General features: G+C 62.4%; 17 protein-coding genes and 1 pseudogene. 7 read left to right on the forward strand and 11 right to left on the reverse strand.

Annotated elements, in window-relative coordinates; all coding sequences use genetic code 11:
- The first annotated feature begins 50 nt into the window (after positions 1-50).
- Positions 51-533, forward strand: a complete 483-nt coding sequence (locus tag LKE06_RS16375) for a pyridoxamine 5'-phosphate oxidase family protein (RefSeq protein ID WP_443678132.1) — start codon at positions 51-53, stop codon at positions 531-533.
- A 67-nt stretch (positions 534-600) separates the two neighbouring features.
- On the opposite strand, the gene LKE06_RS16380 is transcribed toward LKE06_RS16375, so the two are convergent.
- A complete protein-coding gene (locus LKE06_RS16380; RefSeq protein WP_227999937.1) occupies positions 601-1,347 on the reverse strand; it encodes a MerR family transcriptional regulator in 747 nt (248 codons plus the stop codon).
- Positions 1,348-1,381: 34 nt separating this feature from the next.
- On the opposite strand from LKE06_RS16380, the gene LKE06_RS16385 reads away from it, so the two are divergent.
- Positions 1,382-1,882 (forward strand): DUF6194 family protein, encoded by a 501-nt coding sequence (locus LKE06_RS16385; RefSeq protein ID WP_227999938.1) that lies wholly within the window; start codon positions 1,382-1,384, stop codon positions 1,880-1,882.
- Positions 1,883-2,024: 142 nt separating this feature from the next.
- Here the strand turns inward: LKE06_RS16385 and LKE06_RS16390 are convergent, their stop codons facing one another.
- The 4 genes and pseudogenes from LKE06_RS16390 to LKE06_RS33210 all read right to left on the reverse strand — a co-directional run.
- On the reverse strand, positions 2,025-3,593 hold the full coding sequence (locus LKE06_RS16390; RefSeq protein WP_227999940.1) for an AMP-binding protein: 1,569 nt from the start codon (positions 3,591-3,593) through the stop codon (positions 2,025-2,027).
- Positions 3,594-3,624: 31 nt separating this feature from the next.
- Positions 3,625-5,304, reverse strand: a complete 1,680-nt coding sequence (locus LKE06_RS16395) for an acyl-CoA dehydrogenase family protein (RefSeq protein ID WP_227999941.1) — start codon at positions 5,302-5,304, stop codon at positions 3,625-3,627.
- On the reverse strand, positions 5,301-5,705 hold the full coding sequence (locus LKE06_RS16400) for a hypothetical protein (RefSeq protein ID WP_228000690.1): 405 nt from the start codon (positions 5,703-5,705) through the stop codon (positions 5,301-5,303). Before LKE06_RS16400 ends, LKE06_RS16395 begins: the two co-directional genes overlap by 4 nt.
- Before the next feature lie 102 nt (positions 5,706-5,807).
- A pseudogene (locus LKE06_RS33210) lies at positions 5,808-6,017 on the reverse strand (TetR family transcriptional regulator); the annotation flags it as partial.
- 349 nt (positions 6,018-6,366) lie between these two features.
- Between LKE06_RS33210 and LKE06_RS32915 the strand changes: the two are divergent.
- Positions 6,367-7,311: an outer membrane protein assembly factor BamB family protein gene (locus LKE06_RS32915; protein ID WP_227999943.1), complete on the forward strand. Its 945-nt coding sequence runs from the start codon at positions 6,367-6,369 to the stop codon at positions 7,309-7,311.
- A 298-nt stretch (positions 7,312-7,609) separates the two neighbouring features.
- On the opposite strand, the gene LKE06_RS16415 is transcribed toward LKE06_RS32915, so the two are convergent.
- Entirely contained in the window at positions 7,610-8,485 is an 876-nt protein-coding gene (locus tag LKE06_RS16415) for a helix-turn-helix transcriptional regulator (RefSeq protein WP_227999944.1), read from the reverse strand.
- Between the two features lie 102 nt (positions 8,486-8,587).
- On the opposite strand from LKE06_RS16415, the gene LKE06_RS16420 reads away from it, so the two are divergent.
- Positions 8,588-9,316 (forward strand): SDR family oxidoreductase, encoded by a 729-nt coding sequence (locus tag LKE06_RS16420; RefSeq protein WP_227999946.1) that lies wholly within the window; start codon positions 8,588-8,590, stop codon positions 9,314-9,316.
- A gap of 93 nt (positions 9,317-9,409) precedes the next feature.
- Here the strand turns inward: LKE06_RS16420 and LKE06_RS16425 are convergent, their stop codons facing one another.
- The 5 genes from LKE06_RS16425 to LKE06_RS16445 form a co-directional block, all read right to left on the reverse strand.
- Positions 9,410-10,063, reverse strand: coding sequence for an HAD family hydrolase (locus tag LKE06_RS16425; protein WP_227999948.1), 654 nt, complete (start codon positions 10,061-10,063; stop codon positions 9,410-9,412).
- A gap of 199 nt (positions 10,064-10,262) precedes the next feature.
- On the reverse strand, positions 10,263-10,679 hold the full coding sequence (locus tag LKE06_RS16430; RefSeq protein WP_227999949.1) for a nuclear transport factor 2 family protein: 417 nt from the start codon (positions 10,677-10,679) through the stop codon (positions 10,263-10,265).
- Positions 10,680-11,027: 348 nt separating this feature from the next.
- Entirely contained in the window at positions 11,028-11,492 is a 465-nt protein-coding gene (locus tag LKE06_RS16435) for a hypothetical protein (protein ID WP_227999950.1), read from the reverse strand.
- A 15-nt stretch (positions 11,493-11,507) separates the two neighbouring features.
- Positions 11,508-12,359, reverse strand: a complete 852-nt coding sequence (locus tag LKE06_RS16440; RefSeq protein ID WP_227999951.1) for a hypothetical protein — start codon at positions 12,357-12,359, stop codon at positions 11,508-11,510.
- 371 nt (positions 12,360-12,730) lie between these two features.
- Positions 12,731-13,033 (reverse strand): amidohydrolase family protein, encoded by a 303-nt coding sequence (locus tag LKE06_RS16445; RefSeq protein WP_227999952.1) that lies wholly within the window; start codon positions 13,031-13,033, stop codon positions 12,731-12,733.
- 117 nt (positions 13,034-13,150) lie between these two features.
- On the opposite strand from LKE06_RS16445, the gene LKE06_RS16450 reads away from it, so the two are divergent.
- The 3 genes from LKE06_RS16450 (at position 13,151) to LKE06_RS16460 (ending at position 14,875) form a co-directional block, all read left to right on the forward strand.
- Positions 13,151-13,954, forward strand: a complete 804-nt coding sequence (locus LKE06_RS16450; RefSeq protein WP_227999954.1) for an EI24 domain-containing protein — start codon at positions 13,151-13,153, stop codon at positions 13,952-13,954.
- Between the two features lie 106 nt (positions 13,955-14,060).
- Complete coding sequence (locus LKE06_RS16455) at positions 14,061-14,378, forward strand: ArsR/SmtB family transcription factor (RefSeq protein ID WP_227999956.1); 318 nt, start codon at positions 14,061-14,063, stop codon at positions 14,376-14,378.
- Complete coding sequence (locus LKE06_RS16460) at positions 14,375-14,875, forward strand: SRPBCC domain-containing protein (protein WP_227999958.1); 501 nt, start codon at positions 14,375-14,377, stop codon at positions 14,873-14,875. Before LKE06_RS16455 ends, LKE06_RS16460 begins: the two co-directional genes overlap by 4 nt.
- The last annotated feature ends 1 nt before the right edge of the window (position 14,876 follow it).

Genomic DNA, 14,876 nt, shown 5'->3' on the forward strand with positions numbered 1-14,876 from the left:
TATCCGCCCCACCCAGCAGATTCGGGAGACTCATTGCCCCTTTCGCTCGTATCCCGGCAGGCCCCCTTCAACACCGTGGTGGCCCAACGGGATTCGTGCACGTGCTGGATCCCTCGACTATCGCGCTGGCAGATTTCCCCGGCAACAAGCAATTCGTCACCACTGGCAACCTCGACGCGAACGACAGGGTCGCACTGTTTTTCATCGACTACCCGACGCGCGCGCGGATCAAGATCTACGGGCGCGCCGAGATAGTAGAACGCACGGACAACCCGGAACTCATCCAACGGCTGCTGACGGTGCCCGGCGGCGTCATGGACGTCGCGTGTGAACGGGCGTTCGTCATCCACGTCGAAGCCTTCAATTTGAATTGCAGCAGGAACATTCCGACGAAATACAGCGCCGAGCGGATGCGAGAGTCGCTTCGGTTGGCCCGCGCCGCCCGCGCTGACGAGATCGAAGAACTCCAGGTCCGCAACAAGGAAATGGCCGAGGAGATCGCGCGTCTGCGTGCCCTGGTGGGGGAGAGTTAGCTGTTGCGGGCCAGGACGTTGCTGACGGCGCCTCGGGCCATGCGAAGCCGACCGCTGGTGCGGTGTTTCAGGTTTGCGAGGTTGGTTGGATGATCTCGGACAGTGTCGCTGCTGCGTGAAGGAGGGCAAGTTGTCGTTGAGCGATGGTGTTCAGGCGCCCACCGAGTGCCTCGAGCGAGTGACTCACGTCGTGGAGGTCCCGGATCGCCGTGATGGCCTGCTTGACGTCGGTGATGCGGTAGCCGGCGGCTCGCAGGGCCGTCGTGATGCGAGCGTCTCGGATCGCTGCAAGGTGGTAGCGCCGGGCTGATCCCGCTCGGGTGATGATCCGTTCGGGTGCTACCAGACCTACCTGCTCCCAGAAGCGGAGTGTTGACGCGCGCAGCCCGAGCGCCCTTGATAGTTCGGTGATGGTCATCGAGTCTGCTTCAACGGGGTCGGCGTCGGTTGTCGCTTCATCATGTATAGCCTTCAACGCCGCACGGGCAGCCAGCGCCTGTTCTCGTTCCTGGTTGAGCCGTGTGTGAAAGGAACACACCAGGGCTGCGGCCTGGTCGGGCGGCAGCGAGCGGATCGTGCGCATCGCGCGACGAGCCTCGACCGGTCCCACGGCGTAGGTGAGACCGCGGTAGGCGTGAAGGTCGCGGACGTGGTCTGCGGAGAACTGCCGGTATCCGTTACCCGCTCGGATTGCAGCTGGGATAACACCGAGCCTCTCCAGGTCACGGATCTGCTGGGCCGAGTAGCCGGTTGCTGCCGCCACCGCAGTGACGGTCAGCAACTCCGCCGCCAGGTGTTCTCGACCATGACTCAACCCTCCATAAGCACTTTAAGTTCACGCTTGAACCATGAGTATGGAACAGATTCTCGAGACGATCCGAGGGTTCGACGGGGTGCTCGAGCTTGCTCCGGCCGCTGGCGGCCCGTTCCCGAAGATCGCCTGGGGAGACCACTTCTTCTACTACGCGCCCGATGGCCAGGTGCCGCACCGTGAGCAGCCGTACGCCACCGTCGTGACAAAGAACTACCCCGATGACAGTTCGTGTGACCTCGATCGTCCCGACCGTTGGCGGCTGAACATCCATGTCGGCAGGAGCGCCTTCGCCGAACTCGTCGGTGAGGATCCGCGGGCCAGTTCGGTGGCGGTCGACTTCACCACGGTCGACGCCGTTCTCCCTCATCCCGTATATCGCAGGCAGGGCTGGATCTCGATCATCAACCCGGACGCGCAAACTCACGCGCTGGCGGTCAGCCTCCTTCGCGAGGCGCATGACGCGGCGCGGCGACGAGCGGCCCGCCGGAAGTCCACCGCGCCCTCCGATGACACAACGTCAGGGAACGATAGATGACTCACCGCAACGCCCCGTTGTCGATCGAGGGCACACGACGATTGATCGAGCGATGCCAGACCCGACCGATCGGCCGGGCATAACAGCCGCAAGCCCGGCGCGATCCATGCCCGGTGGCCCGGCCACATGGTCCATCTGGACGTCAAGAATTCCCGACGGCGGAGGTTGGCGCATCGTGAGAGACGCCTTCCCAGTACGGCGCTCTAAGGCGGAATTTCTGGATCTTTCCGGTGGCTGTTCTAGGCAGTGACTCCAGGAATTCGACGGAGGTTGGCGCTTTGTAGCTGGCGAGGCGTGATTTGCAGTGAGCGATCAGTTCCTCCCCGTCGACCCCGGCCACGCCGTCTGCAAGCACAACGAGTGCTTTGATGGTTTCTCCCCACTTGGTAGAGGGCACGCCGATGACGGCAACGTCAGCGACAGCAGGGTGTTGGTAGAGCGCATCTTCGACCTCGATGGACGAGACGTTCTCACCGCCGGTGATGATGACGTCCTTCTTCCGGTCACTGATGGTTACACGGCCGTCCGGTCCTACCGTTCCGCCATCTCCGGTATGTAGCCAACCGTCTTGTATGGCAAGAGCGCTCGCCTTGGGATTCTCCCAGTACTCCGTCATGATCCCGTTGCCGCGCGCGAGTATCTCGCCACGTGATTCACGCAATCGCACCCCGAGTACCGGGTGCCCTTGCCCTGCAACAAGTTTCGCTGCACGTTCCGTAATTGAGAGCGCGGCGTCCTCGACACGAACGCTGTTCGATACCAGCAGCGGTGAGGACTCCGTCATACCGTAGATCTGACCGAATTCCCAGCCGAGTTCGGTGTTCATCCGTTCGACTAGTCGGGTAGGAGGGGGAGCCCCACCGCAGATAACCCGAACCTGTCCACGGCCGGGAATCTCGCCCTCCCACTGTTGTGCGGCATCCAGAACCGATGCAACGACGGCTGGAGCCGCGCACATGACCGTCACTCCGTACTCGGCAACCCGCCTCAAGATCTCGCAGCCGTCGACTTTACGGAGCAGGACCTGCGGGATGCCCAGTCCGGCGCAGGCGAACGGCATTCCCCACCCATTGACGTGGAAGGAGGGAAGGGTGTGTAGGTAGACGTCTCGTTCACTGAGGCCGTAATGCAGCGACATCATTACTGCGTTGATCCACAGGTTGCGATGAGTCAGCACAACACCTTTCGGGTTTGCTGTGGTACCGCTTGTATAGTTGATCGACGCGGGTGCCGTTTCTTCGATGTCCGGCCACTCGAATGTGGGATCACCAGCAGCGATCCACTCCGTCTCGTATTGGTCGCCGAATATCATGCGACGCTTGCAATGTACGTCGCTGAGACTGTCGGCAAGTTCGGGATCGAGCACTAAGGTCTGTGCACCGCTGTTGTCGACGATATAGCGGATCTCGTCAGGATGGAGACGGAAATTAACGGGGACGGCGACTCGCCCGGACATCGTGACCGCGTACAGCATTTCGAGCAGGCGAGCAGAGTTGTGCGAGACGATGGCGACTCGATCACCCGGCTCTATGCCTTCTTGCTCCAGTGACGACGCCAAAGCAGCTACACGCTGCCCGAGTTCACCGTAGGAGAGGTGACCGAGAGAGGCTTGGGCACTGCCGGAAGAGGACTCGTCCGCCAGGCCCAGCCGCTCCGTGTAGACCAAGCTCCCGCGATACAGAAAGTCTTGGGTGGTCAAAGGTACGAACATCTAAGTCCTCCATTGCGGGAGTGAGGTCGGGTCAGGAAAGTCGCGCGAAGTCGATGATCGCCTCGAAGTCGACATTTTGGATCGTGCCGAAACCTGGCCCCCAGCCGGTGCCCAGTCGGGTGGAGATGAATGCTTCGGCCACTGTGGTCGGGGCGTGTTCGAGCAATAGTGCGGCCTGTACGGACAGGGAGATTTTGGTGACGAGGTGACGCGCGGTGGCTTCCGGTGTCTTGATCAGTTCTTCGATGTCGTCGACTGCCTGCGCGAGCGCTGCGTTGTCGGCGGCAGCGGGACGGATTTCGTCGAGAATGGGCTCGATGGCCTTAGGCTCGCGAACCAAAACTCGCGAGACGTCCATGACCATCATGTTCGAGGTGCCTTCCCAGATCGCGTTGAGCGGCGCCTCGCGGTAGTAGCGGGGCATGGGGTGTTCCTCGATGTACGCGTTTCCGCCGATTGCCTGCATCGCCTCTTCGACGACTGTGGGCACGCGGCGGCAGTTCCAGAACTTCGCCACAGGGGTAAGTAGTCGTGCCACCAACGCTTCCGAGACGTCGTTGTGGTTGTCCTCAGCGCGTGCGACCCGGAAACCGAGGTGCGCCGCACCGGCCCATTCCAGCGCAAGATCTGCCAATACCGGTGCCTGGATGGGTAGTTGGGAGAGCTTGAGACCGAAGGCGCTGCGGTAGTCGTTATAGTGGAGCGCCTGCGACAAGGCCGCGCGCATGAGGCCGGCGGATCCGATCGCGAAGTCTGACCGCGTGTATTCGGCTGAGGTGAGAATGGTGCGCACGCCACGCCCTTCCTCGCCTACGAGATACGCGTATGCGTCGTGGTACTCGATCTCGGACGAGGCGTTGGCTCTGTTGCCGAGCTTGTCTTTGAGACGGTTGATCTGGATGTTGTTGCGGGTCCCGTCCGGGAGCCAGCGGGGAACGAACAGGCACGAGACCCCGCCCTTCGTCTGGGCGACGGTGAAGTATCCATCGCTCATCGGTGCCGAACAGAACCACTTGTGACCGTTGACGATGTACGCCTCGCCCGGACCGCGTTTCCCGACCGGACGTGCCACGGTGATATTGGCACGAAGGTCCGATCCACCTTGCTTCTCGGTCATTGCATACGCGATACCGCTTCCGCCGCTTTTGGTTTCGATAGGCGCAAACGCACCGTCGTAGCGATGTTTGACGATCTGCTCGGCCCACGGACCTAGTTCCGGCGTGTCACGCAGCATTGGGTAAGACGCGTAGGCCATACCGGTCGGGCACGCGGTGCTCCCGTCTACTTGATTCCACAGGTAGGACTGGACTGCGCGCGCGGTGTGCGATCCATGCTCGGTGCTCGACCAGGCGAGAGCGTGAACGCCCGCTTCGAATGCCATTGACATCAAGTCGTGGTAGGCGGGATGGAATTCGACCATGTCGAGGCGATTGCCCACTCGGTCGAGAGTTCGCAGTTCCGGGGTGAATCGCTGGGCGTCTCGGGCAATCTGCAGAGTATGTGGGGCCCAGACCTTGTCTCCTAGACGGCTCGCGTTCTCCTGTGACCACGGCGCGTACTTGGCGATAACTGCCGAGGCGACCTTGTCGGTGGTGAAGGCGTTGACTCCGTTCAAGTCGGGAACGAGGTTGGCCGGTAGCGGACGCTGCTCAGTGAAGTCGTCGTCGATGAAGCCCGTGGCTTCATCGGTCGGGCTTGTAGTGATGTTCATGCGGTTTCCTCCTTGAATTCAGTACCGGTCAGCTGCGCCGAGGCGCGGCTCGATATCAGGGGAGTGGCGTCCGAGATATGTGCGGCGCTCACCGCGCCCTGGCAAAACTGGGCGATCTCTACGGCGATGGAGTTGTGATCTATGGGGGCTTCAGATCGGCACGCCAGCGGTGCCACAACGGCTTCGAGGAACGCGCCGACGATCGCTGCGCCCCGGAGCTTCGCGTCCTGCTCGGCGAATTCACCGGCAGCGATTCCTTCTTCGATGAGGTCGGACATAGCTGCGGCAAGATCGGCTCGTGCCTTTAGCCGGACTTGATCGATGTCGGTATCCATCGGTTCAACGATCACGGCGTATGCCAGTCCTTCGCCACGCAGTGCACGATCGACGAAGGTTGCCACCGCATCACCGATCCGCTGAAGAGCGGTGCGTTCCGGCTCATCGGCGATAGCTCGTAACACCTCGAGCTCACGCTCGCAGACACCTCGGAGCATCTCGGCGAACAGTGACGACTTCGAAGGAAAATGCCTGTACACCGAGCCCGTGGCCACATCGGCAACCGACGCCACCACGGCCACCTGAGCGGCAGCGAACCCTTGCTCGGCTACCACGACGCGCGCAGCCTCGAGAATTCGCCGTCGCGAATCCGCGATCCGTGCAGCGACCCGAGGGCTTGGCGATCCAGGTCTGTTGTGCTCACTGCTGCGGGACATGACACCTCCATCAATGAATATATGTTCATGACTGAACCACTATTCATTTTGCGTGTCAATGGTTTCATCTGACTCGCCGGCCGCTGCGGGCATTCGTGGCACACGTTCTGCGTAAGGGCCGCAACGCCGTCGGGCGATTCGTCGCCACCGCGAACCAATGGCGAGGGCTGGCTACTGATACAGCAAACTCGCCGGCGACATCACCGCAGCCGCCGCGGTGTCGGCCGCGGCAGCGTGTCACCTCGAAGGAGGGTTCCTGATGGCCACCACCCGCTTGGGCCGTTACGTCGTCCCGGTCATGATCGAGATCGACTGCGACGTCACCATCTGAGACATCCCCAGTCAGGTGGTGACTTTCCCAGACACGGCATCTCCAGGTCGAGTGTTGATCATCGAGGCTGCGACAGGCGCGGTACTCGGGGACCACACGACAGACTTCGAGGTCATGGACGTGACGGTGCGCGACGGCGTCGTTTCGGTGACCGGCCGAACCGCGGACTGGATGACCGCCGTCGTCACTCGAGGGACCGTTTCCGATATCGACGCGACCTGGCGTCGGACGTATCCGACACCTGTTCCCGGCGACCCGGTCACTCCCAGGATCGACGTGCTCGCGCGGGACTACTTCCTGGACGGGCACGACCATGGCGTTCGCGTCTACGATCTGCGCACCGGCGACCCGCTGTTTGCTGGACCCGTTGCCTACACGTTCGACGGCGGCATTGTCGGTTCGCAGGCGATCGAACGCGGCGGGAGCATGGGAAGAGTCACGCTTCTCGATCGCAATGGCCACCCGATCACCGAGGTCAGCAACGCCACCTTCCTCCTCGAGTGGTACCCGACTGCGACCGCGACGCCGCCGCCGATCCTCACCGGCGAGAGTGCCTACGAGCGAACGACGGGCCGAGTCCTCTGGACCAATGCGCAGATCGGCATCGACGAGTACACCGGACGCACGAGCGCGATAGAGGGAGTAGTGGGTAATACTGTGATCGTCCGATCGCTCGATGGATCAGAGCTGGCCGGCCTCGATCTCATTGACGGACACCGAATCTGGCAGCAGCCGACGCCGTTTGGGAACACGTCACGCTACGACGGCATAACCGACGCAAGCCACCTCATCCTGACCGACGGCACCACCGTGCACGCGATCGACGTCAGAGATGGTTCGACTGCCTGGTCGATGCCGTTGCCGCCAAGTGGTAGGCCCAGCTTTCGCTCGGCGGTGAAAGCAATGGGTGGCCGCATGGTCACGGTGACCGCGCATGAATTCACCGGATACGCTGCTGCATAATGTGACTCGAGCATTCGGTGGCAGCCTCGTCGGCGGATCCAGATGGCGATCGACGATCGCAGGATCACCAGCTCCAACTCGACGCACTGGACGCGGTCGACTGCCGCGAGGTCATCGTGGAGACCGCCGCCACGCGCGGCGGCCGGCGGAAGCCCAAGGCCGCAAAGGCTGACGCCGTCAGCAGTGGACCCCGACGCGATCGCGTGCTACTTCGTCGCCAACGACAAGGGCGGCTGGCAGGCCGACGTTCCGGCCCTGCGAAAGCTGCACCCCGACCTCATGACCTTCGAAACCTGGCTCACCCGCGAAGGGACGGCGAAGTTCGCGAGGGCCGCTCAGTGAACTGCTGCGTACCGGTGACACGTAGTAGTTCGAGAGCGGCTGCGGCCGGTGTATCGGGGGTCGCGGAGTAGACGACTACGGCCTGGTCGGTGTCGGGTGCGAACAGGCTGTCGCAGTCCAGAAGCAGCGGGCCGAACTCGGGGTGATCAATCGATTTGGTCGCGCTGCGCCGCTGCTCGGATGGGCGCTCGTTCCACAACTGTTCGAATCGCGGACTGTGGGTACGCAATTCGCTGATCAGCCGGAGCAGATCGGGGTCGGCGGGGTAGCGGGCCTTCGCGCTGCGCAGGCTGCCCACCGAGAAGGCCGCGACATTGGCGGCCTCGGCGGGGGATATCGCGACGCGGCGTGGACCGGTGCCGAGGAACTGCTGCCAGATGATGTTGCGCTGTGCGGGTGGCCAGGCCGAGAAGTCGCCGAGCAATGCGGCCGCCATCGGATTCCAGGCCAGCACATCACCTTTCGCGGACATGACCAGTGCGGGCAGGTCCGCGAGCCGATCCAGCAGTCGTAACACGCTCGGGCGGACCACCATATCGATGCGGCCCGCCTGCGGGGCCGCGATTCCGGCGAACTGGAACAGCAGATCGCGATCCTCGTCATTGAGCCGCAGCGCACGTGCCAGGGCCGCCAGGACTGCTGTCGAAGGGTGCGGACCCCGGCCCTGTTCGAGTCGGACGACATAGTCGACGCTGACGCCCGCCAATTGCGCGACCTCTTCGCGGCGCAGCCCGGGAACCTGCCTGCGCGAGCCAGCGGGCAGGCCGACATCGCGGGGTCGAACGCGCGAGCGGGCCTGCCGCAGCAGTTCGGCAAGTTCGGTGCGATCCATACCGTCGATGATGCCGCAAACGCGGTTGGTCCGGGTGGTACCGGAGGTCCCAGGAGTTACCGGTCCTGGTGGGAGCGGCATTTGCGGCCGAAGCTCGGATTCATGGACACGATCGCGAACGGAACAACTGCCCTGGTCACCGGGGCGAACAAAGGATTGGGCCGAGAGACAGTTCGCAGGCTCGCCGAACTGGGCTGGCGGGTCTTTCTCGGCGCTCGTGACGCCGAGCGCGGCACGGTGGCGGCGGCCGAATTGGTCGAGGCCGGGTTGGACGTCGAATTCGTCCAGCTCGACGTCACGTCGGTCGAATCGGTTGCCGGGGCCGTGGAAGCGGTCCGGCGACATACCGACCGACTGGACGTGCTGATCAACAATGCGGGCGTCGGTGGCGCCAGGAACTTGCCACCAGATACCGCCGCGAGCGACTTCCGTGAGGTCTTCGAGACCAATGTGTTCGGACCGGTCGAGGTGACCAATGCGTTCCTTCCGCTGCTGCGTGCCGCCACTCAGGCTCGCATCGTGATGGTGTCGAGCGGAATGGGCTCGCTGGCGCGCACGTCGGACCCGTCGCGCGTGGAGTCCACTCTGCTCGGGTTGCCGTACCCGTCGTCGAAGACCGCGCTGAACATGATCACCTCGCAGTACTCGCGGGCGCTGCCGGGCATTCAAGTCAATGCCGCCGATCCTGGTTACACCGCAACGGATTTGAACAACCATTCCGGCTTCCAGACGGTTACCGAGGGCACCGATGCCATAGTCCGATTGGCCACAGCCGGCCCGGAAGGACCGACCGGCGGCTTCTTCGACAGGACCGGACCGGTGCCCTGGTGATTCCGAGGTCAGCGAGCGCCGTCATCGACGAGGGGCCGGACAACTCGACAGCGTGACGACCTGGTCGGTGAACCCAGCCGTTGATCGCCCGGCTCAGTGGTTGTCGAGGCCCCGAGCGAGAATCGGTTCACTCGCGGGTGCACTGTCGTCGTATGCGGCAAGCCAATCCGGAAACTCGGTGAGATCATCGAGCACCACGTCCGCACCGGCCGTGCGCAGCTCCTCGGCATCACACGGGCCGGTCGTGACGCCGACAGCGAACACCCCGGCCGCTCGCGCACCGCGCATATCGCCGGCGTGGTCGCCGACAAACACGTCGGCGCGTTGTTCCCGCAGCGCGTCCGCCTTACCCGCCGACCACAGATCGCCCGCCAAATGATCTACATGCCAACCCAGTTCGCTGACATGCAACTCGGCAAGCGGCCGATGCTTGCCGGTCACGATCACCACCCGGCCACCGCGCGCGGCGACCGCGGCCAACGCTGTCGCGGCGCCGGGGAGCGCCGGAATACGCGATACCACTGTCGGGTACAGCTGCCGATAACGCGCGACCATGGCCGGGATCAGGTCGGCGGGCGCACCCGCATCCGCGAGCAGCATGTCCATCGGCGGCCCGAGCCGTTGAGCGATGTCGGCGCCGCGCACCGGTAGATCGAATTCGGTGGCGACGGTGTCGATCGCCAGCGCGATACCTGGACGCGAGTCGATGAGCGTCATATCGAGGTCGAATCCAATGGTCCAGGTCACCGGTCGACCCTATCGAGTGGGCAGGCACGAGCCCGGCTGGCTCCCTCGTTTCCGTCGTCTGCGCCGACCGATACGCGGAAGCGCTTGTCGCAGAGTGATTCACGTGGAACCGCTGATGCACTCGATGCGCCGCCGATGCCAAAGCGACTGCACTCGACGCCATATTGCATCGAGTGCAGTCGCAAGAGTGGTGACGAAACTATCCGGCGGCCGGATCGAGACTCGCGTCCGGGAACGAATGATGCTCGTGCACAACGACCCAGCGTCCGTTCTGTTTGCGCAGACCAAGGGTCAGGCGCAGCCGTTTCGCGGGGTCGGCGGTGAAGTCCTCGGCGGTACCGCACAGCAGTAGGGCATAGGCGAAGGCCACGTCCCCGGACGCGGCGATCTCGAGCGAGACGATGTCGAAGGTCGCACCCTGGGTCTGCCAGGCGAAAAAGCCGGGCCAGACATCCCGGTAGGCGTCGATGCCACGGACACCCTCATTGGGCGGCGGTACATCGAACATCACGATGTCGGGTGCGTGGTCGGCGACCACGCCGGCCAGATCGCCGGCGTGCACTGCGACGGCCCACCGCTCGATCAGGATTCGGATCTGCTTCTCATCATCGGACATAGGTGTGTTGTCCCTTTCCGTACGGCCACCGAGGATGGGGCCGCGCTCCTGCCAGAGAGCGTGCCGAAATCGCTGGCCGTCCGCAATGAATCCGGCGTTGTGAACATCGAATTCGTGGAAGATCCCAATTTGCGGGAAGATCGCGAGTTCCGCGAGTTTGCCGTCGACGCTGCGGATGTCAGCGAAGGCGCAGCATCTGCATCCGCGGGCCGACGATGCATTCGCTGAGCCTGCCGAGCCCGGCAAGCAGGGCGCGGCCGATCCCGAGTACCGCAGTTCTATAACAGGCTGCAGCCGAGCGACTAGGAATCCTCATCAATGGGGATGTGTTGTTGTGATCGACCTGGCTCAGTGCACAATTTCGGCGTAATCGTGGACGGCGATCTCGCAGAGTTGTCTGGAAAAGGCCGTGAACTCGTAGATAACGACCCGCCTTCCGTGGGCTTCATGATAAGTGATCGTACCTTCGGGCGGCATCCGTGGATTTATGTGTACCGCGCTTCCTATGAGAGGATGAATCGCCTCTATATCCGCTTGCATGATCGGAATGTCTGTCCGCAAAGTAATTGCGAGAATACTGACGGCTCCTACTCTGTCATCTTTCGGAAACCGAACTGACACCTCTGAGAATACACTTGAATGTCCTTCAAATTCCCGCATGCTGGAGTTGTCGGTATCGATTTCAATAAATTCGACACGGCATATCTTGCCGAGTGTCGGTATCGTAAATTTTCCCGATATTTCTAGCAATGAATCGACCATTGAAACAACCCGGTCTGCGCTGGATGCCGTCATTTTTTTCTGAAATCGCATACTCAAGCTGCTCGTTCATTGTAGACGGCCGCTCCGGTGTGCACGGTTATATTCGTCCTGACTGATCTTCTCGTAGAATTCGCCATAGGGCATGTCTTTGGTGCTTGTTATTTCCGTCTCGAACAACTTTGCCATTTCATCTACGCCCTGCCCTCTAGAGATCTCGCCGTTCGTGACCCTGCCGTGGATCTTTACATACTCCGATTCATGAAATCCTGGCACTACAATTTCTGGACCGCCATTGCGGATTATCTCGGATCGGATCTCACAGGTGAACATCGTGGCTTCACCCTCACCCCTCATAAACAGCTTCTTATCCTGCGCTACCCACTCCGTCGGCCCCTTTGCGTAAAATGAAGGACGGACGACAGGGGGGAGTCTCGCGTGGCCGACTTCATGGGCTATGACGCCCGCCTGCTCTTCTGGCCTACTACGCTGATGCTCTTTCTGGATGTATATTCTTTTCTTCAGGTAGTCCACGTAGCTTCCCGGCGCATCTGTGGATGGGTATTGAATCTTCCATCCGCGATGTTGCAGATCATTTATCAATGATGTAAGGCTGGGGGACAAGGCAATTAGATCGTCGCAATCGTCCAGGGCTATCGTCTCGACCCGCCGGAAGTCCAGTGAGTCATGCTGCAGCGAGCTATTGTCGATTGCCGCGTCCCGTCGCGGAGTCAAGTCCAAGGTATCGGAAATCTGGTTGCCCGCTCGCTGATCGCCGTAATGGAGTTCGATTGTCTCGTCGAGGTGTGAACCAACGGACCTATGTGCTGTGGCGGCGACTTCCGAGCCGTTTTCCAATTTCCCCTTGAGGCGATGTTTGAGATGCCGGAACTGTGCGACGATGGCGGAGTACCCGCTCAACTCTCCGTCCGATCGATTTGCCTCATGGTCGGGTCGGCCTCAACGTGGAGATCTTCACATTGATTTGCTCATCGCTGTTGATCCAATCGTCAGCCGGGCGGCGAAAGTAGGGACGGGTCGACAGTTCCACAACACAGCGAGACGGAGCCGATGATGCATTCCCGTTGATGGGAACGTTCGTAGGCGGCGGGCCTGGCTAGGGTAGGGGAAGGGGAATCCCGCCTTGTGGAGCGACTCGAACCATTCTTCGATGCAGTTCTGTAGCGGCCTGCTCGGCGAGGGGTGGGTTGAGTGGCCGTTTACCCAAGTACGTTGGCCGCCAACATATACCGCGCGTAGGTTGCGTAGGGAGCAGGCAGGGACGTAGGTCGCTATGGGTCCCAGACCGGGCTGGTGTCAGGGTTGGATCGGTCGACGATGATGAAGTCGGCGTATTTTCCTACCTCCAGTGAGCCGATCCGGTCGGCCGCGCCGAGGGTGTGCAGATGCGCTCGCGCTCGGCGGTGACCGGCGCGGTCGATATCGACATGCGACCGCACGGCTGTAGTGCCATTGCGAAGCAACGCCAACGCCGCCGCGGCCCTGTGGTGAAACGACTCCTCGGTGAGGGTGGCGCTGCTCTCACGCCACGCGTCGATCGCCGCCCCGAGATCACCGAATGGCGGAGTGAGCACGTCCCAGAACAGCGCCTTGGACCGCGCGAACGCGGTGGACCTCGGGGCCGGTGATGCCCTGATTCTGCGGCCGGGGTCCGAACACTCCGATCGGCCGGTGCCTATTAGGCTTCGGCCATGCGTGATCTGGGGAATGGGTTCGGTTACCTTTTGAAGGGGCAACGCTGGGTCTTCCGGCACGGCCGATGGTTCGGTCTCGGTCTGTTGCCCGGGTTGATCACGCTGGTTCTGTATATCGCCGCGCTGATCGGATTGTTGTTTGTCGCAGGCGATGTCGTCGATTGGGCGACGCCGTTCGCCGACGACTGGGCCTCACCGTGGCTGGGCCTGTTCCGTGGATTCCTGCTGGTGCTGATCTTCGGGCTCGGTCTACTGCTCGCGGTGATCACCTTTACCGCCGTCACCCTGCTGATCGGGCAGCCCTTCTACGAAAAGCTGTCCGAACAGGTCGACAAATCCGAGTCCGCCGACGGAACAGCCCCCGAATCGGGACTGCCGCTGATGCGGGAGCTGTGGATCTCGCTGCGTGACAGTGTTCGACTGCTGGTGCGGGCGCTGGTCTGGGCGGTACTGCTGTTCATACTCGGCTTCGTTCCGGTTCTCGGACAGACCGTCGTTCCGGTAGTCGGGGTGTTCGTCACCGGCTTCTTCCTGGTGCAGGAGCTCACTTCGGTGGCCCTGATGCGGCGGCGGGTCGAAGTACGTGAACAACTCGCTCTGCTGCGCTCGCGTCGAATGCTGGTGTGGGGTTTCGGCGCACCACTCGCGTTTGCCTTCCTGATCCCCCTGGTCGCAGTGTTCCTGATGCCTGGCGCGGTGGCAGGGGCGACCCTCATGGTGCGCGACCTCGGCGGCGACGAACCGGCCCCGTCGCATGCGACACCGCCGACCCTGACGGACGCTCCTTCTCCTCGCGTCTAGGTCACGAGGCCGGTCAGGCACTGATTGCACGCACGGGTCATCGGCATACGACTCCCAGTCGAATATTCCTTGACAGTTATATAACTGTCAAGGAATTATGTGAGGTGTGCCCACATCAACTGTGTTCCAGGTGCTCGGCGAGCCGACGAGGCTGGCCATCCTGGATGTGTTGCGCGGGGGAGAGCGGCCCGTAGGGGCGCTGGTGGAGCACCTGCGTTTGAGTCAGCCGGCGGTCTCCAAGCATTTGCGGGTGCTCAAAGAGGCTGGGCTGGTTGAGGTCCGGGTCGATGCGCAACGTCGGCTGTACCGGATTCGACCGGAACCGCTCGCCGAATTGGATGACTGGCTGGCGCCGTATCGCCGTTTGTGGAACAAGCATCTCGACCTATTGGAAGAGCATCTCGACCGACGGAGGAAGACATGACCGACACAGAATTGCTCATTGACGGCGCGCGCCCCGCCGTGCGGCTGGAACGTCAACTGGCCGATCCGCCGCCTGTGGTGTGGCAGGCCATAACCGACCGGGACCAGTTGCGGTCGTGGTTTCCATGGGACGTCGAGGTCGCGGGCGGCGTGTGGAAGGTCGGTGCGACGATTACCTTTCACCTCGTATCCGAGGACGGTGAAATGACCCTTCCCGGTGAGGTTTTCGCCGTCGACGAGCCGAAACTGCTGGCCTTCGGCTGGGGCGAGGAGTGGCTGCGATTCGAATTGTCGCCGCATGGCACCGGAACCCGTCTGGTGCTTATCGACGAACTGCCACCGGCCACAGCCGCCCGCAACGCCGCAGGTTGGGAGGTATGCCTGGACCGCCTCGCCGGAATCGAGCCCGCCCCCGACGCGTGGCAGTCGCACTTCGACGCCTACTCGGCCGCATTCGAGCCCCTCGCGGGCCCCCAGGACGGACCGCCCACGCACTGAT

It is taken from the genome of Nocardia australiensis (assembly GCF_020733705.1).
Classification (GTDB): Bacteria; Actinomycetota; Actinomycetes; order Mycobacteriales; family Mycobacteriaceae; genus Nocardia; species Nocardia australiensis.

Excerpts from the sequence above, each read along its gene's own strand:
- LKE06_RS16390 (WP_227999940.1), bottom strand. The coding sequence starts at position 3,593 with ATGTTCGTACCTTTGACCACCCAAGACTTTCTGTATCGCGGGAGCTTG.
- LKE06_RS16435 (WP_227999950.1), bottom strand. The coding sequence starts at position 11,492 with ATGCGATTTCAGAAAAAAATGACGGCATCCAGCGCAGACCGGGTTGTT.
- LKE06_RS16460 (WP_227999958.1), top strand. The coding sequence starts at position 14,375 with ATGACCGACACAGAATTGCTCATTGACGGCGCGCGCCCCGCCGTGCGG.
- LKE06_RS16415 (WP_227999944.1), bottom strand. The coding sequence starts at position 8,485 with ATGGATCGCACCGAACTTGCCGAACTGCTGCGGCAGGCCCGCTCGCGC.
- LKE06_RS16450 (WP_227999954.1), top strand. The coding sequence starts at position 13,151 with ATGCGTGATCTGGGGAATGGGTTCGGTTACCTTTTGAAGGGGCAACGC.
- LKE06_RS16430 (WP_227999949.1), bottom strand. The coding sequence starts at position 10,679 with ATGTCCGATGATGAGAAGCAGATCCGAATCCTGATCGAGCGGTGGGCC.
- LKE06_RS16395 (WP_227999941.1), bottom strand. The coding sequence starts at position 5,304 with ATGAACATCACTACAAGCCCGACCGATGAAGCCACGGGCTTCATCGAC.
- LKE06_RS16385 (WP_227999938.1), top strand. The coding sequence starts at position 1,382 with ATGAGTATGGAACAGATTCTCGAGACGATCCGAGGGTTCGACGGGGTG.
- LKE06_RS16420 (WP_227999946.1), top strand. The coding sequence starts at position 8,588 with ATGGACACGATCGCGAACGGAACAACTGCCCTGGTCACCGGGGCGAAC.